14 protein-coding genes and 1 tRNA gene are annotated in these 19,875 nt (G+C 59.6%); 7 read left to right on the top strand and 8 right to left on the bottom strand.

Going from position 1 to position 19,875, the window contains the following annotated elements; translation table 11 throughout:
• Positions 1 to 176: 176 nt before the first annotated feature.
• The 6 genes from CFBP5473_RS13435 to CFBP5473_RS13460 form a co-directional block, all read right to left on the bottom strand.
• Positions 177 to 252, bottom strand: a tRNA-Phe gene (locus tag CFBP5473_RS13435).
• Between the two features lie 235 nt (positions 253 to 487).
• Complete coding sequence (locus CFBP5473_RS13440; RefSeq protein WP_027676819.1) at positions 488 to 886, bottom strand: hypothetical protein; 399 nt, start codon at positions 884 to 886, stop codon at positions 488 to 490.
• 221 nt (positions 887 to 1,107) lie between these two features.
• Positions 1,108 to 1,599, bottom strand: a complete 492-nt coding sequence (locus tag CFBP5473_RS13445; protein ID WP_027676818.1) for a hypothetical protein — start codon at positions 1,597 to 1,599, stop codon at positions 1,108 to 1,110.
• 262 nt (positions 1,600 to 1,861) lie between these two features.
• Complete coding sequence (locus CFBP5473_RS13450; RefSeq protein WP_027676817.1) at positions 1,862 to 4,078, bottom strand: FAD-dependent oxidoreductase; 2,217 nt, start codon at positions 4,076 to 4,078, stop codon at positions 1,862 to 1,864.
• 142 nt (positions 4,079 to 4,220) lie between these two features.
• Positions 4,221 to 5,429 (bottom strand): acetyl-CoA C-acetyltransferase, encoded by a 1,209-nt coding sequence (locus CFBP5473_RS13455; protein ID WP_027676816.1) that lies wholly within the window; start codon positions 5,427 to 5,429, stop codon positions 4,221 to 4,223.
• Between the two features lie 253 nt (positions 5,430 to 5,682).
• A complete protein-coding gene (locus CFBP5473_RS13460; protein WP_027676815.1) occupies positions 5,683 to 7,476 on the bottom strand; it encodes an acyl-CoA dehydrogenase C-terminal domain-containing protein in 1,794 nt (597 codons plus the stop codon).
• A gap of 359 nt (positions 7,477 to 7,835) precedes the next feature.
• On the opposite strand from CFBP5473_RS13460, the gene CFBP5473_RS13465 reads away from it, so the two are divergent.
• From CFBP5473_RS13465 to CFBP5473_RS13475, 3 genes are all read left to right on the top strand, one after another.
• Entirely contained in the window at positions 7,836 to 11,705 is a 3,870-nt protein-coding gene (locus CFBP5473_RS13465) for a peptidoglycan-binding protein (protein ID WP_027676814.1), read from the top strand.
• 234 nt (positions 11,706 to 11,939) lie between these two features.
• Positions 11,940 to 12,866, top strand: a complete 927-nt coding sequence (locus CFBP5473_RS13470) for a sulfite exporter TauE/SafE family protein (RefSeq protein ID WP_027676813.1) — start codon at positions 11,940 to 11,942, stop codon at positions 12,864 to 12,866.
• A 20-nt stretch (positions 12,867 to 12,886) separates the two neighbouring features.
• The gene (locus CFBP5473_RS13475) at positions 12,887 to 13,684 is read left to right on the top strand and encodes a TIGR02186 family protein (protein ID WP_051441396.1); all 798 of its coding nucleotides are present in this window, start codon (positions 12,887 to 12,889) and stop codon (positions 13,682 to 13,684) included.
• Positions 13,685 to 13,690: 6 nt separating this feature from the next.
• Here the strand turns inward: CFBP5473_RS13475 and CFBP5473_RS13480 are convergent, their stop codons facing one another.
• Together CFBP5473_RS13480 and CFBP5473_RS13485 are read right to left on the bottom strand one after the other, a co-directional pair.
• Positions 13,691 to 14,188 carry a CAP domain-containing protein gene (locus CFBP5473_RS13480; RefSeq protein ID WP_027676811.1) on the bottom strand — a complete coding sequence of 166 codons (498 nt, stop codon included), beginning with the start codon at positions 14,186 to 14,188 and terminating at the stop codon, positions 13,691 to 13,693.
• A 1-nt stretch (position 14,189) separates the two neighbouring features.
• On the bottom strand, positions 14,190 to 14,456 hold the full coding sequence (locus CFBP5473_RS13485) for a DUF6460 domain-containing protein (protein WP_027676810.1): 267 nt from the start codon (positions 14,454 to 14,456) through the stop codon (positions 14,190 to 14,192).
• Positions 14,457 to 14,609: 153 nt separating this feature from the next.
• On the opposite strand from CFBP5473_RS13485, the gene CFBP5473_RS13490 reads away from it, so the two are divergent.
• The 4 genes from CFBP5473_RS13490 to CFBP5473_RS13505 all read left to right on the top strand — a co-directional run bounded on the left by CFBP5473_RS13490 (position 14,610) and on the right by CFBP5473_RS13505 (position 19,874).
• Positions 14,610 to 15,554, top strand: coding sequence for a class I SAM-dependent methyltransferase (locus CFBP5473_RS13490; RefSeq protein ID WP_027676809.1), 945 nt, complete (start codon positions 14,610 to 14,612; stop codon positions 15,552 to 15,554).
• A 191-nt stretch (positions 15,555 to 15,745) separates the two neighbouring features.
• Entirely contained in the window at positions 15,746 to 16,357 is a 612-nt protein-coding gene (locus CFBP5473_RS13495; protein ID WP_037171645.1) for a YitT family protein, read from the top strand.
• A 58-nt stretch (positions 16,358 to 16,415) separates the two neighbouring features.
• A complete protein-coding gene (locus tag CFBP5473_RS13500) occupies positions 16,416 to 17,057 on the top strand; it encodes a YitT family protein (RefSeq protein WP_037171638.1) in 642 nt (213 codons plus the stop codon).
• Positions 17,058 to 17,354: 297 nt separating this feature from the next.
• Complete coding sequence (locus CFBP5473_RS13505) at positions 17,355 to 19,874, top strand: ligase-associated DNA damage response DEXH box helicase (RefSeq protein ID WP_051441395.1); 2,520 nt, start codon at positions 17,355 to 17,357, stop codon at positions 19,872 to 19,874.
• Position 19,875 lies beyond the last annotated feature (1 nt).

The following is a 19,875-nucleotide window of genomic DNA, read 5'->3' on the forward strand; positions in this document are numbered from 1 at the left end:
AACTGCAGGGTTATAAGGATGTGGCCACTATTTAAGAGAAATTCCTAAGCAGTCATCTTTGCACCGCGAATTGCCTTACACAAGCAATTGACACCCAGAATGACACCCAAACGAGATACATCACAAAGCGCCGATAAGCATCCACACCATAAAATCTTGATATTATTGAAGAAAAATGGTGCCCGAAGGCGGATTTGAACCACCGACACGCGGATTTTCAATCCGCTGCTCTACCAACTGAGCTATTCGGGCACTACAGGCTCTGGTGAACCTTTGCTTTTTCAAGCGCCGGAGTGTTTGCCGCCCCGGAAGTGAGCGGGGTTATAGCATCTTGTTCGGCCATGGCAAGCGCCCAAAACAACTTTTTTGACAGTTTTTTAGAAGCGCCTGTGGATCGTCGTTCGATGCCCCAAAGATGAAAGGGTGGGACTTGTGAAAGCCCCACAGTTCCAACCCTGCCACTCTGAGGAAGGATGAATGTGCCCGCTTATTTCGAACCTGCGGAGACGCCCAACGCGAATGGCACGGCGGCCACCAGCAGGGCCATGACTGGAGAGGATGCGAAAATTCGGCCTGCCAGCGAGGTTACCGCAATGGAGCGGATCATGGGTAGCCAGGCTGCGAGTTCTTCGTTTTTATGTTTGGGATGCGGCTTCTTGCCGCTAAGCTTCTCCACCTGTCTGCGTAGCGCTTCGAGATCGGTGCGCAGATCGTCAATCTGTCGCTGAATGGAGCGGTTTGCGCTCGTGGATATTCCTCGCCGCGCCGGAGTGGCGTCAGATGCCGTGTTCAACTCGGGATCGGCGCGCTCCTCGTCCAGTTGCGCCAACTCGTCTTCCAGATCGGATGGCTTTTCAAAACCGTGGGATCGTGCGGGCGCCTTCATGTAATGCTCCTCTGAAATACAGCGTTTTTGACTGCGATCGCCGCAGTCCGACATCGATAGTTTCCAAACGCGGTAACAGCCAAAAGGATGCAGCTCTTCGCTGAAATGCTGGGATAGTGCCATGGGCCGCCAGCCATTCTTTAAAGACGAACAAAGCCCGCGGGAGTGAAGTTGCCGCGGGCTCTTTTCAGTTATATGAAATCGTAATTCAGCGGAATGAATTACCGAACCGGCTTGAGGGACTGGAGAATGCCGACCAGTTCGTTGTGATGTTTTTCGCCCATTTCCTTGGAGCCCCAATAGGTCACGACCAGCATCTTGCCGTCGCGAGGAGACGCGAAACCGAGGGAGACATCGACGGGGCCGTCTTCGTCCTTGCCGTCGAATTCGAGGCTGCCGAACTTCATGCCGTTGATTTCGACATCGCCGGAGTCGGACTTCGAACTGGCATCGATTTCCACGCCGTTGTCGGTCAGGAACTTGATGGCGTCATCGATGACCTTGTCCATGGTCTTGTCGTTTGCGACATCGATGGAGAAGTATATGGCGGTATCGGGAGACGTGGCGTCAATGCCGGATTCGGTTTCCTTCGGGCCCCAGTCATCGGGAATCTTGACCGATGCGATTGGCGCTTCGCTGGGGAATTTCAGCGTTTCAGCCTGCGCGAAAAATGGCGCGAGAACAATGGCTGCCGCTAGGATGGTTCTTTTCATGAGAAGTCCTCTGGGTCGAGGCGCGAAACGGGAATGACGACAGGGCCTCACCTGTTGCCTGACCGCATATAGAGGGAAATCCGCTGCTGAGTCATTAGAATAACATCGAAGTAACGGATAAATATAGAAGCAGAGTTAATTTGCAGGACGCGTCCTAACGCTATGTAATAGCGCCATATTATACATCGATAAAACAATTAAAAATTGTCGCATAAAGCAAAACAGGCCCCGAAGGGCCTGTCTGTGGTTGAGTGATGGCAGATCAGGCCGCTTTGGCAGCGTCCGCATAGGGATCGAAACGGCTGTAGAACGTCTCGCCCTTTGCGGCCAGATCCTTCAGCAGCGGGGTTGGCGCAAAGCGCGAGCCGTATTCGCTTTCGAGCTTTTGCGCCAGCGCCACGAAGTTGGCGACGCCCATGCCATCGATATAAGAGAGGGCACCGCCCGTGTAAGGCGCGAAGCCGAAGCCGAGGATGGAGCCGACATCGGCCTCACGCGGATCGGTGACGATGCCTTCTTCCACCGTGCGGGCCGCTTCCAGAGCGACGGTGACGAGGAAGCGCTGCTTCAACACGTCCATGTCCAAATCTTCCGGCTTCTTCTGCGCATAGAGGTCTTTCAGGCCGGGCCAGAGAGACTTCTTGGCAGGCTTTGCCGGGTAGTCATAGAAGCCCTTGGCGTTCTTGCGACCGAAGCGTCCCTCGTCTTCCACCAGCTTCTTGACCAGTTCCATATGGCGCGGGTCGACCGCCTTGTCGCCGAGATCGGCAGCGGTGGCCTTCAGGATCTTGTAGGAGAGGTCGATGGCGACTTCATCGTTCAGCGCCAGCGGGCCGACCGGCATGCCTGCGAACTTCGCGGCATTTTCGATCATGGCTGCGGGAACGCCTTCGATCAGCATTTCATAGCTTTCGGCCATGTAGCGCAGCACGCAGCGGTTGACGAAGAAGCCGCGGGTGTCGTTGACGACGATCGGGGTCTTCTTGATCTTGGCGACATAATCCAGCGCCACGGCCAGAGCCTTGTCGCCGGTTTCCTTGCCGAGGATGACTTCCGTCAGCATCATCTTTTCGACCGGCGAGAAGAAGTGGATGCCGATGAAATCCGCTGGACGCTTGGAGTTCTTTGCAAGCCCGGTGATCGGCAGCGTCGAGGTGTTGGAGGCGAAGATTGCGCCTTCCGGCAGCACGGCCTCCACGGCCTCGATAACGGCCTTCTTCACGTCACGGTCTTCGAACACGGCCTCGATGACGAGGTTCGCGGTCTTTAGCGATGCGTAATCGGAGCTTGGCGTGATGCGGGCGAGAATGGCGGCGGCCTCTTCCTGCGTCATGCGGCCCTTGCCGACCGAATCCTTCACCAGACCTTCGCAGGTGGCCTTGCCCTTGGCGGCGGCTTCGTCGTCACGGTCGATGAGCGTGACCTCGAGACCGGCAACGGCGGTGACGTAAGCAATCGATGCGCCCATGAAGCCAGCGCCGACGACGCCGACATGCTGGAGGTCGCTCTTCGGCTGACCGGCGGGACGGCGCGCGCCCTTGCCCAGTTCCTGCATGGAGATGAACAGCGAGCGGATCATCGCGAATGCTTCCTTCGAGCGGAGAATTTCCGTGAAGTAGCGCTGCTCGACCTTCAACGCCGTATCGAAGGGCAGTTGCAGGCCTTCATAAACGCATTTGAGGATGGCGAGAGCAGCCGGGTAGTTGCCAGCACTTTCGCGGCGCAAAATGGCGGGCGCGGCAGGCCAGAGCTGGGCTGCGGCTGGCGTCCAGATGCCGCCGCCGGGGGCCTTGAAGCCCTTTTCATCCCATGGAGCAACGGGCTTCAACCCATCCTTGATCATCTGCTTTGCGGCTGGGATCAGCTGATCCGGCTCCACGACCTGATGGACGAGGTTCATGGCCTTGGCCCGCTGCGCTGTCAGCGTCTGGCCTGTCGTCATCATCTGCAACGCGGACTGGGCATCGGTGAGGCGCGGCACGCGCTGCGTACCACCGGCACCGGGGAAGATGCCGACCTTGACTTCCGGCAGAGCCATTTTTACGCTTTTCGCGTTGGAGGCCACACGGCCATGGCAGGCCAGCGAAAGCTCCAGCGCACCGCCCATGCAGGTGCCGTTGATGGCCGAAACCCATGGCTTGCCGTTGGTTTCGATCTTGCGATAGAGCCAGTTCATCTTGCCGACCAGATCGAACAGCTTCTGCGCCGCCTCGTCCGGGTTCTTTTCCTTCTCTTCATGGTAGAAGGAGAACATCGACTTGATCATGGAGAGATCGGCACCGCCGGAAAAGGTGCTCTTGCCGGAGGTGAAGACCACGCCTTTGACGGCAGCGTCTGCAACGGTCGCATCGACGATGGCGTCCAGCTCTTCCAGCACTTCTGCGGTGAAGACATTCATGGATTTTTCCGGCATGTCCCAAGTGACGAGGGCGACGCCGTCTGTGTCGGTTTCGACGGTGAAATTGGTGTAAGTGCTCATTGTGGGATTCCTCTTCCCTGAATTTTTCTGCCCGGCTGCCTCTCTCTCCGTCATGGTCGGGCTTGACCCGACCATCCAGCGGCGTCGCTGTGGATCCTCGGGTCAAGCCCGAGGATGACGGCGGAGAGGTATGAAGCCTCGATCAAACCCGCTCGATAACAGTCGCCGTGCCCATGCCCGCGCCGATGCAGAGCGTGACCAGCGCCGTATTCAAATCGCGGCGTTCAAGCTCGTCCAGCACCGTGCCGAGGATCATCGCGCCGGTGGCACCGAGCGGATGGCCCATGGCGATGGCGCCGCCGTTGACGTTCATCTTGTCGTGGCTGATGTCGAAGGCCTGCATGTAGCGCAGCACGACGGCGGCGAAGGCTTCGTTGAGTTCGAAGAGGTCGATATCGGAAATCGACATGCCGGTCTTCTTCAGCAGCTTTTCGGTGACATCGACGGGGCCGGTCAGCATCAGTGCCGGGTCGGAGCCGATATTGGCGAAGGAGCGGATGCGGGCGCGGGGTTTCAGGCCCATGCTCTCGCCACCGGCTTTCGAGCCGACCAGCACGGCAGCCGCGCCATCGACGATACCCGAGGAGTTACCGGCGTGATGGACGTAGTTGATGCGCTCCACTTCCGGGTGGGCCATGATGCCGACGGCTTCGAAGCCGCCCATTTCGCCCGGCATCTGGAAGGATGCGTTGAGCGAGGCCAGCGCCTGCATGTCCGTGCCGGGGCGCATGTGTTCGTCGCGGTCGAGAATGGTGATGCCGTTCTGGTCTTTTACGGGAACGACGGAATTTTTGAAGTAGCCGTTTTCCCAGGCGTGGGCGGCGCGCTTCTGGCTTTCGACGGCGTAGGCATCGACGTCATCGCGGGAGAAGCCGTATTTGGTGGCGATGAGATCGGCAGACACGCCCTGCGGCATGAAAAAGCCGGGGAAGTTGACCGATGGGTCCATATACCAGGCACCGCCGGACATGCCCATGCCGACGCGCGACATGCTTTCGACACCACCCGCGATAACGATTTCGTCCGAACCGGCTGCGACCTTGCCCGCGGCGAAGTTGACGGCATCGAGACCTGAGGCGCAGAAGCGCGAAATCTGCATGCCCGGTGCCTTGGTAGAGTAGCCAGCCTCGAAGGCGGCGGCCTTCGGGATCACGGCACCGGCATCCATGACGGGGTCGACGCAGCCCATGATGATGTCATCGACGGTTGCTGTATCGAGGCCGTTGCGGTCGCGTATCGCTTCCAGCGTCTTTGCGGCGAGGCGAACGGACGGCACTTCGTGCAGGCTACCGTCCTTTTTGCCGCGTCCGCGAGGGGTGCGGACGTGGTCGTAGATATAAACGTCGGTCATTTCTCATCTCCCTGTGGGCGCAAGGCCCTTTGATCTCTCGGGTGAGAAGAAAACCCCTCACCAACAAAATCTAAGACTTAGCTTTGCTAAGATCTTGATTTTGTATCCTCTCCCACAAGGGGAGAGGTAAAGGCGCAAGTGGCACGGCAGCCACCTATCTCTCCCCTTGTGGGAGAGAAAGCAATTTCGAAATCTTAGCGTCAGCTAAGTTTCAGAAATTGCAAGTGAGGGGTCAATCTTGCCTCGACCGCCCTCAAAATGCCTCCGCAGCCAGCTCCATCATCGTATCGCTACCAGCCTCGATGCGGGTCTTGCGCAGTACCGTTTCCGGCATGATGCGCTCCATGAAGAACTTCGCCGTTACCAGCTTGGCCTTCAGATACTCTTCATCCGAAGAGCCGGAAGCCAAGGCTGCCTGCGCGGCCTTTGCCATGCGGGCGTGCATGTAACCCAGCACCACCACGCCGAAGAGGTGCATGTAATCGGTGGATCCGGCACCGGCATTGTCGGGCTTCGCCATGGCGTTCTGCATGAACCACATGGTCGCGGCCTGCAGGTCGTTCAAGCCCTTCTTCAGGCCCTTGGTGTAGATGACGAGGTTTTCGTCGGCGCGGTTTTCCTCGCAGAAATCGCCGATTTCCTTGAACAAGGCCATGACGGCGCGGCCGCCATTGAGGCCGAGCTTGCGGCCCACGAGATCGAGCGCCTGAATGCCGTTGGCACCCTCATAGATCATGGTGATGCGGGCATCGCGGACATACTGGCTCATGCCATGTTCCTCGATGTACCCGTGGCCGCCATAGACCTGCTGGGCGGCAACCGCGTGGTCAAAACCCTTGTCGGTCAGCACACCTTTCAGGATCGGTGTAACGAGCCCGAGAAGATCGTCAGCCGTCTGGCGCTCCTTCTCGTCTGTCGAGCGGTGCGCGATATCCGATTGCAGCGCGGTCCACAGCAGGAAGGCGCGGCCCGCTTCGTTATAGGCGCGGATCGTCAGCAGCGTGCGGCGAATGTCCGGGTGAACGATGATTGGATCGGCCTTTTTGTCCGGGCTCTTGGCACCGGAAAGCGAACGGCCCTGAATGCGCTCACGCGCATAATCGGCGGCGTTCTGGTAGGCGATTTCGCCGATAGAAAGACCCTGAAGACCAACGCCGAGGCGGGCTTCATTCATCATCACGAACATGGCCGACAGGCCCTTGTTCTCCGCGCCGATGAGATAGCCGGTCGCGTCATCATAGTTCATCACGCAGGTCGCGTTGCCGTGGATGCCCATCTTGTGCTCGATGGCGCCGCAGACGACGCCGTTGCGATCACCCAGCGAACCGTCTTCCTTGACCATGAACTTCGGCACGATGAAGAGCGAAATGCCCTTCGTGCCTTCCGGCGCGCCTTCGATGCGGGCGAGAACCAGATGGACGATATTGCCCGTCATGGAATGTTCGCCAGCAGAGATGAAAATCTTCTGGCCAGTGATCTTGTAGGAACCATCGCCCTGCGGCACCGCCTTGGTGCGCAGAAGGCCGAGGTCCGTGCCGCAATGGGGCTCGGTCAGGTTCATGGTGCCGGACCATGTGCCAGCAACCATGTTCGGCAGATAGGTCTGCTTCTGCTCGTCCGTGCCGTGCACGAGGATCGCGGCAATTGCGCCCTGCGTCAGGCCCGGATACATCATCAGCGACAGGTTGGCCGAAGACATATATTCGCCGACAGCCGCGTGAAGCGTATAGGGAAGGCCCTGCCCGCCAAACTCTGCCGGTACGGCAAGACCGCTCCAGCCACCTTCGCAATAGGCGTCATATGCCTGTTTGAAGCCATCCGGCACGGAAACCGAGCCGTCGTCGGCGCGCTTGCAACCCTGCTGGTCGCCGGAAAGGTTGAGCGGGAAAAGCTGTTCTTCGGCAAGCTTTGCAGCCTCGCCGGTAATCGCCTCGATCATGTCGGGCGTTGCGTCTTCGAAACCGGGCAGATTATTGTAACGCTCCAGACCCAGAACGTCGTTGAGAATGAAAAGCGTATCCTTAACAGGGGCCTTGTAAACAGGCATTACCGATGTTCCTCCGCATCGCTCGCCGGACCTGATCCGGCCTCAAGATGACGTCACAATATTTGACGTGCGCGTAAACGTCAATTTGCTTTGTGGAGAAATTTTGGGCGTGGAAGACAGCTTGCTTCAAGAAGGTGTCATTCTGATTAAGCCTCGCGCAAGCCTGATATTTAAATAAGTGTTAATACAGGAATCTCTAATTAATAATTAATTAACCATATCCCGGCAATTGTTCCTGTTCAGGGGGACTGCTTCGAAATGCAATGTGGTTCCTGTCATGAAATGCAAAAGACCTTTGTTTCGCCCACTGGCCAGCGGGTGAAGCAACACAACAGGCAAAAGACGAAGCGAGCAGGAAGATGAGCGGATTGCGATCGAATTCCCAGCGAAACAGTGACAGGTCGTCTCTGGACGCGCTCAATCGTACCATCGAAGGTCTGGAAGCTCGCCTCGAGGATTTGCTCGGCGCGCAGACAGGCCGCAACCGTCAGGATCCGGATCGTGACAGCCGTGCGGAAGCCCGGCCTCAGCCGCCGCGTGCCGCGCGCGAGCCAGAGCCGCCACGCTTCGATCCCGTCGATGAAATTCGCAAGCGCCAGCAGGCCCTGGATGCCCGCTGGGAGCGCGAGCAGTCCGAAATCAGCCGCCCTGCCCGCGCGAGCGACCGTTATGAGGAGCGCCGCTACGACGAGCGCGATTACCGCACCTCGACCGCTATTCCCGCCCATCGCCCCCGCCCTTCCGCCCCCGTGGAACAGCCGCGCGCCGAACGCATGCGGCCAACACCTGCGACGGCGCCCGCTCCAGCGCCTGCAGAAAGCGATGCGGCACTTCGCGAAGTCGCCGAAGCTCTGGTCAATCTGCGCCAGGAGCTGAAGAACGAGATTTCCGAAGGCGTTGCGCGCGAAATGCAGGGCGTTCGCAGCGAGCTGCGCAACATTCGCTCTTTTGCCGAAAATCAGGATTTCGCCGAGGATATCCGTGAGGATGTGGCGCGCCTTGCCGCCAGCATCAACCTCCTCGGCAACACCTCCGCGCCGGATGCGGATGCGCTGCGTTCCGAATTCGAGGAGCTGCGCGCGCTCGTGGACCAGATGGCGCGCGAAGACAGCGTGCACCGCATGGAGCGCCGTTGGGACAATGTCGAGGATACGCTGCGCGGCTTCGATACGGCCCCCTTGCAGGAAGAAATCGTTGCGCTTGCCTATCGTCTGGATGACATCAAGGGCCAGATCGGCAGCATGAGCGAAAGCCCAGCCATTCGCGCGCTGGAAGACAAGCTCATCACCATTGCCGGTTTCGTCGAGCAGCTGGGCCGCCACGTCCAGCCGAACGACCGCATTCTCAGCGAACATTTCTCCGGTCTCGATCATCGGCTGGATGAGATCAGCCGCGCCATTGCCGCGGCCAGCAATCGTCCGCAACAGTCCGCAGACAACGCGCTTGCAGAACGGCTGGAAAACCGCCTCAGCGGCCTGTCACGCCAGCTGGATCAGCTGAAGGACGTTGCCGCCAAGGACAAGCCGTCCGAAGCGCTGACATCGCGTCTCGATGCGCTGGCAAACCGGATCGAGGACCTGTCCTCCGAGCGCCACGTCTCAAAGCTCAGCGAAAGGCTGGACCAGCTCTCGTTGCTTCTGGAGCGTTCGCAGCGCCCTTCCAGCCAACCGGAACTGACCTCGTTCCTCAGCGATATTTCCAAGAAAATCGATCAGCTGGGCAGCGGTGCCGTCAACGAGAAGCTTGCCGAGCGTCTGGAAAAGATCGCTCGCCGAATCGAGGATATCGAAGCCCGCCCGGCTTCCGGCAAGACCGCGTCGTACGATTCCGCCTTCCTGCGCCTTGAAGAGCGCCTCGGCAAGATTGCCGCCAAGCTGGACGAAACGACGCGTTCCGGCCACACCGACACCGGCGCGCTTGCAAGCCTTGAAAACCAGATCGCCAGCCTGTCGTCGATCCTGAAGGAGCAGAGCGGCCCTCAGCCAATGGGCATGCCACCGGAACTCGATGCCCGCATGAGTGCCATCGAAGACTATATGGCGTCCAACGACGAATATATCATCGAGGCGGCCCGTCAGGCGGCGGAAGCGGTCTTGGAATCGCATACCCGCAACAATCTCGCAAACACCGCGAGCCCGGCTGACATGGCTGTCCTGGCGGAACTTGCCAACGACCTGCGCAAGCTGGAAGGCCTAAGCCGCAACACGGAAGAGCGCACGCACCGCACCTTCGAGGCGCTGCATGAAACGCTGGTGCAAATCGCAGGCCGTCTGGATGCGCTGGACAATCCCCGTGCAGCAGAACCCGTTTACGAGGAAGAGGAACCCTCCTCCCCGGCACGCATGCCTGCCGCCGCCTATCCCGAAGAAGGGCTGATCGCCGCAACTCAGGCGCAGGCCGTGCAGGGTGATCTTGCTGTCGATACCATCGTTCCGCCCGCAGCCGTAAAGCCGGTGGTCGAGGAAAAACGCGGTCTGCTGTCCAGCCTCACGCGCCGCTTCAAGTCCAGCGCGGCCAAGACCGAGGAAGCGCCGGTCGTTGAAGTCAGGGCACGCACGCAGGTCAATCCCGCGCCAGCGCTCGACCCTATCGACGTTCTGTCTTCGGATGAGGATAACGAGTTGCTGGAGCCCGGCTCCGGCGCACCGGACGTCAAGAAAATCCTTGAGCGCGTGCGCGCCAGCCAGAACGCCGCCGCACGCGCCGGTGCCAAGGATGGCGATAACCGCGCCGATTTCATTGCCGCCGCCCGCCGTGCCGCACAGGCCGCCGCTCAGGAAACGCTGCCCGAAAAAGCCTCCTCCTCCGCTGTACAGCGCGATGGTCAGGCTGCAAAAAGCGAATCCGCGCTGGCGCGCTATCGCCGCCCGCTGCTTCTCGGCATCGGCGCAATTCTGCTGGCAATGATGGCCATGCCCATGGTCAAGTCCCTCGTCAGCCCGGAGCAGGCACCCCTCGCGCCGCTGACCACCGGTACGCCTGCCGTCGAACCGACCGCTGCATCCACTGCGGCCCCGCAAATGCCCGTCATCGAACCTGCTGTCACGGTTCCCTCCGTTGCGCCCGTGGATGAGAAGGTACAGGCCGCAGCCGACCGCATGCAGGCCGATGCGGACAAGGGCCAGCACCTGATCGACACGCGCCCCATTGGCGGCGCGAAACTGCCGGATGAAGCGCCCGCCGTTCAGGCTCCGGCACCTGCCCACGGCAATGACGTGGCCGAGCATCTTCAGCCGAGCACAAGTGTCGAAGCGGCAATCCGCAACGCAGACGACATTCCGCAACCGTCAACCTTCCAGTCCGCTGGCCTTCGGCAGAATGCACCGCAGCCGGTGGAAGCGCAGCCTGTTGCCGAACAGCCCGCAGAGACCATCTCCGTGCCCGCTGGCATCACGCCTGCTTCTCTTTCCGAAGCCGCTGCCAAGGGTGACAAGCTCGCTCTCTTCGAAATCGCATCGCGTTACACCGATGGCCTCGGCGTTGCTGCGGATCGCGCAGAAGCGGCCAAGTGGTACAAGCTTTCGGCGGACCGTGGCTTTGCCCCCGCGCAGTACCGTCTGGGCAACATGTACGAGAAGGCGAACGGCGTGGAGCGCAACCTGCCGGAAGCCAAGCGCTATTACGAAATGGCCGCAAGTCAGGGCAATGCGGGTGCTATGCACAATCTCGCCGTGCTGCTTGCATCCGATGCCGCCGGTCAGCCGGATTTCAAGGCTGCTGCCGATTGGTTCATTAAGGCGTCCGATCTTGGCGTTCGTGACAGCCAGTTCAACCTCGCCATTCTCTATGCCCGCGGCAGCGGCGTTCAGCAGAGCCTGGAAGAATCCTACAAGTGGTTTGCCATTGCCGCCCGCGATGGCGATGCCGATGCCGCGCAGAAGCGCGAAGATGTGGCAAAGGCCATGAAACCGGAACAGCTTGCCAGCGCCAAGGCAAAGGTCGAGGCGTGGAAGGTTCTTCCTCTCAACGAAGATGCCAATGGCGTGAACCTGCCCGACGAGTGGACGAATGGCGATGCCGTGAAGACCTCATCGGTCGATATGCAGAAGGCCATCCGCAACATTCAGGCAATCCTCAACAATAACGGCTTCAACGCGGGAAACCCAGATGGCAAGCTCGGCAAGAACACCGTCACCGCCATCAAGGAATTCCAGAAATCCGTTGGCCAGAGCCCCGATGGGCGCATCACCGACGAACTGGTGACGGCGCTTCTGGCACGCAACAAATAAGCCGATTTTCTGTAGGAAAACGCGACAGGCCGTGATGGAAACATCACGGCCTGTTCTTCTTTCCAAAATATCAACGTATTTGCCTTTGAATAATTGACAGTCACTGCCTCCATGGGCATGACCATGGCAACGCGGCGGGCTTCGCTGCCCCTGCCTGCACATGAGAAAAATGTCCTTGAAGCGCGTCTGACGGCGGCTTTGCCTTTTGCACGGAACGATGTCCGGGGTCCTGATGTGACTGTCTATCTGCCCATTGCAGAACTGTCGGTGAATATTTTCATCATCCTCGGCATGGGCGCGGCTGTCGGCTTTCTTTCCGGCATGTTCGGGGTCGGCGGCGGCTTCCTCATCACGCCGCTGCTCATCTTCTACAATATCCCCCCGGTCGTTGCCGTCGCAACGGGCGCAAATCAGGTCGTCGCCTCCTCCGTTTCAGGGTCGATCACCCATTTCCGTCGCGGCACGCTGGATGTGAAGCTGGGCTTCATGCTGTTGATCGGCGGTCTCTGCGGGGCAACGGTCGGCGTATGGCTGTTCACGCTTCTGCGCAGCATCGGCCAGCTCGATCTCATCATTTCGCTGCTTTACGTCATCCTTCTATCCACCGTGGGCGGGTTGATGCTGAAGGAAAGCATCTCGGCCATTCGCCGCAGCGCGCGCAATGAGACCGTGACGCTTCGCCGCCCCGGCCACCACAACTGGGTGCACCGCCTGCCGCTGAAGATGCGCTTCAAGAAATCGAAGCTCTATCTCAGCGTCATCCCCATCATCGTTCTCGGCTTCGGCATCGGCATTCTCACCTCCGTCATGGGTGTGGGCGGCGGCTTCATCATGGTCCCGGCCATGATCTATCTCCTGCGCATCCCCACCAATGTCGTTGTCGGCACATCGCTGTTCCAGATCATTTTCGTCACCGCCTATACGACTATCGTGCAGGCCGCGACGAACTACTCCGTCGATATCGTGCTTGCCTTCATCCTCATGCTGGCGGGTGTCGTCGGTGCGCAATATGGCGTGCGCGTGGGTCAGAAGCTGCGTGGCGAACAGCTGCGCGCGCTGCTGGCACTTCTGGTTCTTGCCGTCGGCATCCGCCTTGCCATCGGCCTGGTGGTTCACCCGGACGACCTGTTTTCCGTTGCCGTCGGAGGGCTGGGCTATTGATCCGCGCTGCCCTGATCGTGATGATGCTTGGTATTTCGGCAGGTCTTGCCACGGCACAGACGCCGCCGCTCGCCATATCGCCAAGCGCGGATGGCCAGCCCCGCACGCTTCAGGAAAATATCGAGATCGGCGCGTCGACCTCTGAAATCTCCATCGCCTCGGATTTTCGCGGTGCCGATTTCACGATGTTCGGCGCGCTCAACAATGCCGATCAGCTGCTGCTCGCCATCGGTCAATATGACATTGTCGTGACTTTGGAAGGCCCGAACGAATATACGACGGTGCGCAAGAAAAGCCGCGTTGCGGGCATCTGGATCAATACCAGCGCCATCACATTCGCGCCGCTGCCGGAATCCTATTCCATGGCCAGCACGCGCAACATCAACGATATCGCATCTGCCGGCACGTTGAAGGCCATGGGCCTTGGCGTGGAACACCTGCCGCTGAACAGCGCGGTCTTCTCCGGCGTGCCGGATAATGTCTATGACTTCCAAGACGCTTTCCGCCGCCTGAAACTGTCCAGCGGCATCTACCGCAACGATACGACCGGCGTTCGCTTGGAACGTACCGGCCTGTTCTGGGCCACACTGCGCCTCCCTGCAAACGTTCCCAACGGCGTCCACACCGCCCGCGCCTTCCTCTTCAAGAGTGGCGCCCCGATTGCCCAAAAAGAACTACGCCTGCGCGTGGTAAAAACCGGCATGGAACAGGCCATAACCAACGCTGCCCATCAGACACCGGTGGTTTATGGCATTCTTTGCGTGCTGCTGGCTGTGATCACCGGCTGGGGTGCAAGTTTGCTGTTCCGGCGCGATTAGGCCGCGTCAAGCACACAAAACCATGGCCCAGTAAGGCCGGTTCTTCGAAGCCCCGTCGTAAGCAACCGCCAAGCCGAGCCCGCCATAATTGCCCAGCATATTCTCCAGATGGTGCGGAGAGCCGATCCAGGCTTTGACCACGCGCTCCACCGTGTCCTGTCCGGCGGCCACGTTTTCGGCTGCGGGCAGTGGGACGTTGCCATTTTTCATGCGGATGAGGAAGCTGTCGGTAAGGCCGATGAGGTGGGCCATTTTCTGGGCCTTGACCATGCGGTTGGCCTGAAAGATGGCAGCCTGTTGCGCGGCGCTGTTGGCGGAAAGCGTGGATAGGCCCTTGGAACGGCGAAGCTCGTTGACCATGGGCAGTGCCGCTGCCGTTTCATCCCGCGCGCCGGAAGAGACGCCCTTGTTGGTGGGAACGGAAACGCAGGCGGATAGAACGGAGCCAGCGGAAAGCAGCACGAAGCCGCGCCGGGAAAATGTCGTCAGGGAATGTTCGGTCATGTCAGCCGCGGAAACTCAAAAGTCGAAGAATGATGAAGACGGGGATGACGATCACCGCACCCGCAAGGAGATAATCTCCGACGCTTCCGAGCGCACGGAAGCCGGTGTGCCAAAGGTTCAGTACGAAATCCCTGACGCCATAAATGATGCTCCACGGGGTCAGGCCGAACACGGCCATCACAAAACCGACGATCAGCGATACGACCAGAAGCTTGACGATCGTGCGCCCAACGCTGTCACCCAGCACTTTGTTGACCTCACCGGCCATCAGCAAATCTCCTAATTTCCAAAGCAAGACATATGAAGACTATGGCTTCCATGCAAGCTTTGGCGAGCCATCTTGTTGCCGCCATGAAATAGGACTTGAGTTTTTTTATGGCTTGATGAAAGAGAGCCCACCTCCTTCAGGAAAAATTTGCGAATGGCCCAGAACCAGCTTTCTTCCGGCGATGTCATTGCGGACCGTCGCGCCGATTATGCCCGCATGCTGGCTGAAAGCGGAGACCATGCCGCTGCCGCAGAGCTGATCGAGCAGGCGCTGGAACTGACGCCGCAATGGGCGGCGGGCTGGTTTCGGCTGGGAGAATATAGCGAGAAGGCGGGTGCCGCGGAAAAGGCAGTCGAGGCCTATGAAAAGGTAGCCGAGCTGGATGATGAGGGGATTTTCGCCGCTCCCTTGAAACTCGCCGTGCTGGGCGCCGCCGAAACCCCGGAACAGCCGTCGAGCCGCTATGTGGAAGGTCTGTTCGACGATTACGCCGACCGTTTCGAGACGTCTCTCGTCAAAAAGCTGGAATATAGCGTGCCGGAAAAGCTGGCGGCGCTGATCGAAACCGTTCGCCCGGAAGGCGGACGTTTTGGCTGTATCGTGGATATCGGCTGTGGCACCGGGCTTCTCGGCGTGGAAATTCACGACTGGACCGAGCGGCTGGAAGGCTTCGACATTTCCACCAACATGCTGTCCAAGGCGGAAGAAAAAGGCATTTATCACCATCTGGCACAGGCAGATCTTTCGCTGGATGAGGATGCGTCCGGGCTGTTTGCCGAAGGGCTTGCGAAGGACCGGGCCGATCTTGTCGCCGCAGCGGATGTGATGATGTATCTCGGAAGCCTCGAAGCCGTGATGCCGCTGGTGAGGGCGCTGCTGGCCGACCAGGGGCTCTTCGCCTTTTCAGTGGAGGATGCGGATGGCGAGGAGGGTTTCGTGTTGCAACCCTCGCTGCGTTATGCGCATTCCGAAGCCTATGTCCGCACGCTGCTGACCTCGTTTGGCATGGAAGTGCTGCAAACCCGAAAAACCACCATTCGCAAAGATGCCGGAAAACCCCTGTCCGGCATTCTGTTTCTTGCCAGAAAACAGGGCTGACCTTCTCGCTTATTGCATTTTTATCGATAGGTCAGCACTGCTGACGGAAGCATGTTGTCGAGACGCTTTTTGCAGTGCAAAATAAAGGCGTCTCAGGGCTTCTGCGAATGGCAGGACGCGGGACATCTCATAAAAATCGAAGCGGTTTTTTCCCGGAGTTCGGCATGGCATTCACGAGAAGCGTCTATGGCATGTGGAGTGCCGATCCTGCAAAACATGCGCCGGTGGAAGACATTCAGGGCATCGTGACTGGCAGCATCGTTTCTGCCCTCGGCTTCTATCTGCTGAGTAAAGTCGGTCTGCTGACCGGCGGTACGGCGGGCGTTGCCTTCCTGATCCACTATGCTTTCGGCATCAGCTTCGGGCTCATGTTCTTCCTCGTCAATCTGCCCTTCTATTATCTTTCCTTCCGCCGCCTTGGGCTTGCCTTCTCGCTGAAAACCTTCATTGCCATCGGACTCGTTTCGGTGCTGACGGAACTGGAGCAGCGCTGGATGGTGATAGATAGCATCAATCCGCTTTTCGCCTCCGTTCTCGGTGGCCTGCTTTTAGGCTACGGGTTGCTCGCGCTCTACCGCCACCGTGCAAGCCTTGGCGGCGTCGGCATTCTGGCGATCTATATTCAGGATCGCTTCGGCATTCGCGCCGGTCTCCTTCAGCTTGCTTTCGATATCTGCGTGATGATCGCCGCCTTTTCCGTCATCAATCCGCAGACGGTGCTTTACTCCATCGTCGGCGCTTTCGTGCTGAACCTGTTCCTCACCATCAACCACCGCTCGGATCGCTACATCGTCGTGCGCTGACGCTTGAATTTTTGCCTCACCCGGCGCAAAGACAGGCATGAGCTTATCGGGGGCGATCATGAGCGACGTTGCGCAACGAAAACTGGCGAAATTCTGGACATCGACATCGGCGAAGCATTCGTTGCTGGAAGATGCACTGGCCGTGATCGCAGGCAGCATGCTGATCTCGCTCGGCGTCGTTCTTCTCTCCGGCGGCGGGCTGCTGACCGGCGGCGTGGTGGGCGTCGCCTTTCTCCTGCATTATGCGACAGGCCTCAGCTTCGGCCTGATCTTCTTCCTCGCCAACTTGCCATTCTATTATCTGGCGCTGCGCCGCCTCGGGCTTGCCTTCACCATCAAGACCTTCTGCGCCGTGGGCTCGACGGCGCTGCTTTCGGAATATCTGCCGCACCTCATCGTCTTGCAGAATGTCAACCCGGTCATCGCCGCAGCCTTCGGCGGGCTGACGGTGGCGGCTGGCATGCTCGCCCTTTTCCGCCACCGCGCCAGCCTCGGCGGCTTCGGCATTCTGGCGCTCTATATTCAGGACCGTTTCGGCATCCGCGCTGGCCTCACGCAACTCGCATTCGATTGCACGGTCCTGTTCTTCTCCTTCTTCGTCGCCACCCCCTTCATCATTCTCTGCTCCATTCTCGGTGCGCTGGTGATGAATTTGGTGATTGCGATCAATCACCGGAATGATCGTTATATCGCGATGTAACCGCGCCACGCCGACGAACGTCGTCCTCGAACACAAGCCCACTGCCGTCATCCTCGGCCTTGAGCCGAGGATCCATTCTTCTCAACGAAATCAAAGGGTCATGGATCCTCGGGTCAAGCCCGAGGATGACGTCGAGGGGGTGGAACCGTCGAGACACCCCAGTTGGGGAAGGGTGCAGGAACGCTCGTCAACTTAAATCGGACAGCAGTGGCTTAAAGCCCACGATGACGGAAAAAAGGAATGCTTCCATCCAATAAGCACCCTTCTTTTACGGAATAATTTCACTACTTTAGTGGTGTGAAACACACCGACCCTCAGATAGCCGGCACGCATGTTGGCACGCTACCGCTCCCCTTCCAGAAATGGTTTGCGGAAAAGGGATGGAGCCCGCGTGCGCACCAGCTGGAGCTTTCCGCCCGCGCTCGCGGCGGGGAAAACATGTTGCTGATTGCGCCGACGGGCGCGGGCAAGACGCTGGGTGGCTTCATGGCTTCGCTCACCGATCTCGCGGAGCGCGGCAAGGTGCCGCCGGGTTCGGCCTTCGTCGGTGTGCACACGCTCTATATCTCGCCGCTGAAGGCGCTGGCTGTCGATATCGAGCGCAACCTGATGAAGCCGGTGTCGGAGATGGGGCTGCCGATCACGGTCGAGACCCGCACGGGTGACACGCCGCAGGCCAAGCGCCAGCGGCAGAAGGTGAAGCCGCCGGATATTCTGCTGACGACGCCGGAGCAGGTATCGCTGCTGCTCGCCAACAAGGAAGCCGAACGCTTCTTCAAGGACCTGAAATATGTCGTGCTGGATGAGCTTCACTCGCTCGTCACCTCCAAGCGCGGGCATCTGCTCTCGCTCGCGCTCGCCCGCATCCGCCGCCACGCGCCTGCCATGCGCACCATCGGGCTATCAGCGACTGTTGCCGACCCGATGGATTTGCAGCGCTATCTCGCGCCGCAGGTGGAGGGGGAAGGGCCTGCCGGTCTCATCACCGTCGAGGGCGGCGCGAAGCCCAATATTTCGATCCTCGATACGGAAGAGCGCATTCCATGGTCCGGCCATTCGGCGCGCTATGCTATGCAGGATCTCTATCCCGAGCTGAAATCACACCAGACGACGCTGATCTTCGTCAACACACGCTCGCAGGCCGAACGCATTTTTCAGGAACTCTGGACGATCAATGAGGACAATCTGCCGATTGCGCTGCATCACGGCTCGCTGGATGCCGGGCAGAGGCGACGGGTGGAATCCGCGATGGCGGAGAACAAGCTGCGCGCCGTCGTCGCCACCTCAACGCTCGATCTCGGGATCGACTGGGGCGATGTCGATCTCGTCGTGCATGTCGGTGCGCCGAAGGGGGCAAGCCGTCTTGCCCAGCGCATAGGCCGCGCAAACCACCGCATGGATGAGCCGTCCAAAGCCATTCTCGTGCCCGCCAACCGCTTCGAGGTAATGGAGTGCCGCGCCGCGCTCGATGCGAACTATATCGGCGCGCAGGACACGCCGCCCATTGCCGAGGGCGCGCTGGATGTGCTGGCCCAGCATGTGCTGGGCATGGCCTGCGCCGAGCCTTTCGATGCCGATGAGCTTTACCGCGAAGTGACTAGCGCGTCGCCTTACTTCGGCCTGCCGCGCGAGACCTTCGACCGCGTGGTGGATTTTACCGCGACTGGCGGCTATGCGCTGCGCACCTATGAGCGTTATGCCCGCATCCGCCAGATGAAGGACGGGCGCTGGCGTGTGTCCAACCCGCAGGTGGCGCAGCAATATCGGCTGAACCTCGGCACCATTGTCGAAGCAGCCGAACTCAATGTCCGCATGGTCAAGCGCAACGCCAAGGGCACGGTCGGGCGCGGGGGCATGTCTCTCGGCAAGGTGGAAGAGCATTTCCTCGAACAGCTGGTGCAGGGTGATACCTTCCTCTTTGCAGGCAAGGTGCTGCGTTTCGAAGGCATCCGCGAAAACGAATGCCTCGTCAGTCAGGCCTTCTCGCTGGACCCGAAGATACCGTCCTATGCAGGCGGCAAGTTTCCGCTGTCCACCTATCTCGCAGACCAAGTCCGCTCCATGCTGGCCGATCCCTCCCGCTGGCATGCCCTGCCGGATCAGGTGCGGGACTGGCTGGCAATCCAGAAGGAAAAGTCGATCATCCCCAAGCGCGACGAGCTTCTGGTGGAAACATTCCCGTTCCGCAAGCGCTTCTTCATGGTCATGTACCCCTTCGAGGGGCGACTGGCGCACCAGACGCTCGGCATGTTGCTCACCCGCAGGCTGGAGCGCGCTGGCGCGAAGCCGATGGGCTTCGTCGCCACCGATTATTCGCTGGCGATCTGGGCGATGGAGGATATGGGCCGTCGCCTTGAATCGGGTCGCCTTTCGCTGCCGGACCTGCTGGACGAAGATATGCTGGGCGATGATCTCGAAGCGTGGCTGGACGAATCCTACCTGCTCAAACGCACCTTCCGTAACTGCGCCGTCATCTCCGGCCTGATCGAGCGCCGCCATCCCGGCAAGGAAAAGACCGGGCGGCAGGTGACTGTTTCGTCAGACCTTATTTATGACGTTCTTCGCAGCCATGAGCCAGACCACATCCTGCTGGAAGCCACGCGACGCGATGCTTCGGCGGGGCTTTTGGACATTGCCCGACTTGGCGATATGCTAAGGCGAATCAAGGGCCACACGCATCACCGCGCGCTTGAGCATGTTTCTCCGCTTGCCGTGCCGGTCATGCTGGAAATCGGACGCGAGACGGTAATCGGACAAGCGCAGGACGACGTGCTGGCCGAAGCCGCCGACGAGCTGATCGCCGAGGCCATGTCCTGAG

This window comes from Agrobacterium larrymoorei, assembly GCF_005145045.1.
Taxonomy (GTDB): domain Bacteria; phylum Pseudomonadota; class Alphaproteobacteria; order Rhizobiales; family Rhizobiaceae; genus Agrobacterium; species Agrobacterium larrymoorei.

Coding starts and splice junctions, on each gene's coding strand:
- CFBP5473_RS13440 (WP_027676819.1), bottom strand. CDS start 886: ATGAAGGCGCCCGCACGATCCCACGGTTTTGAAAAGCCATCCGATCTG.
- CFBP5473_RS13445 (WP_027676818.1), bottom strand. CDS start 1,599: ATGAAAAGAACCATCCTAGCGGCAGCCATTGTTCTCGCGCCATTTTTC.
- CFBP5473_RS13450 (WP_027676817.1), bottom strand. CDS start 4,078: ATGAGCACTTACACCAATTTCACCGTCGAAACCGACACAGACGGCGTC.
- CFBP5473_RS13455 (WP_027676816.1), bottom strand. CDS start 5,429: ATGACCGACGTTTATATCTACGACCACGTCCGCACCCCTCGCGGACGC.
- CFBP5473_RS13460 (WP_027676815.1), bottom strand. CDS start 7,476: ATGCCTGTTTACAAGGCCCCTGTTAAGGATACGCTTTTCATTCTCAAC.
- CFBP5473_RS13465 (WP_027676814.1), top strand. CDS start 7,836: ATGAGCGGATTGCGATCGAATTCCCAGCGAAACAGTGACAGGTCGTCT.
- CFBP5473_RS13475 (WP_051441396.1), top strand. CDS start 12,887: ATGATGCTTGGTATTTCGGCAGGTCTTGCCACGGCACAGACGCCGCCG.
- CFBP5473_RS13480 (WP_027676811.1), bottom strand. CDS start 14,188: ATGACCGAACATTCCCTGACGACATTTTCCCGGCGCGGCTTCGTGCTG.
- CFBP5473_RS13485 (WP_027676810.1), bottom strand. CDS start 14,456: ATGGCCGGTGAGGTCAACAAAGTGCTGGGTGACAGCGTTGGGCGCACG.
- CFBP5473_RS13490 (WP_027676809.1), top strand. CDS start 14,610: ATGGCCCAGAACCAGCTTTCTTCCGGCGATGTCATTGCGGACCGTCGC.
- CFBP5473_RS13495 (WP_037171645.1), top strand. CDS start 15,746: ATGTGGAGTGCCGATCCTGCAAAACATGCGCCGGTGGAAGACATTCAG.
- CFBP5473_RS13500 (WP_037171638.1), top strand. CDS start 16,416: ATGAGCGACGTTGCGCAACGAAAACTGGCGAAATTCTGGACATCGACA.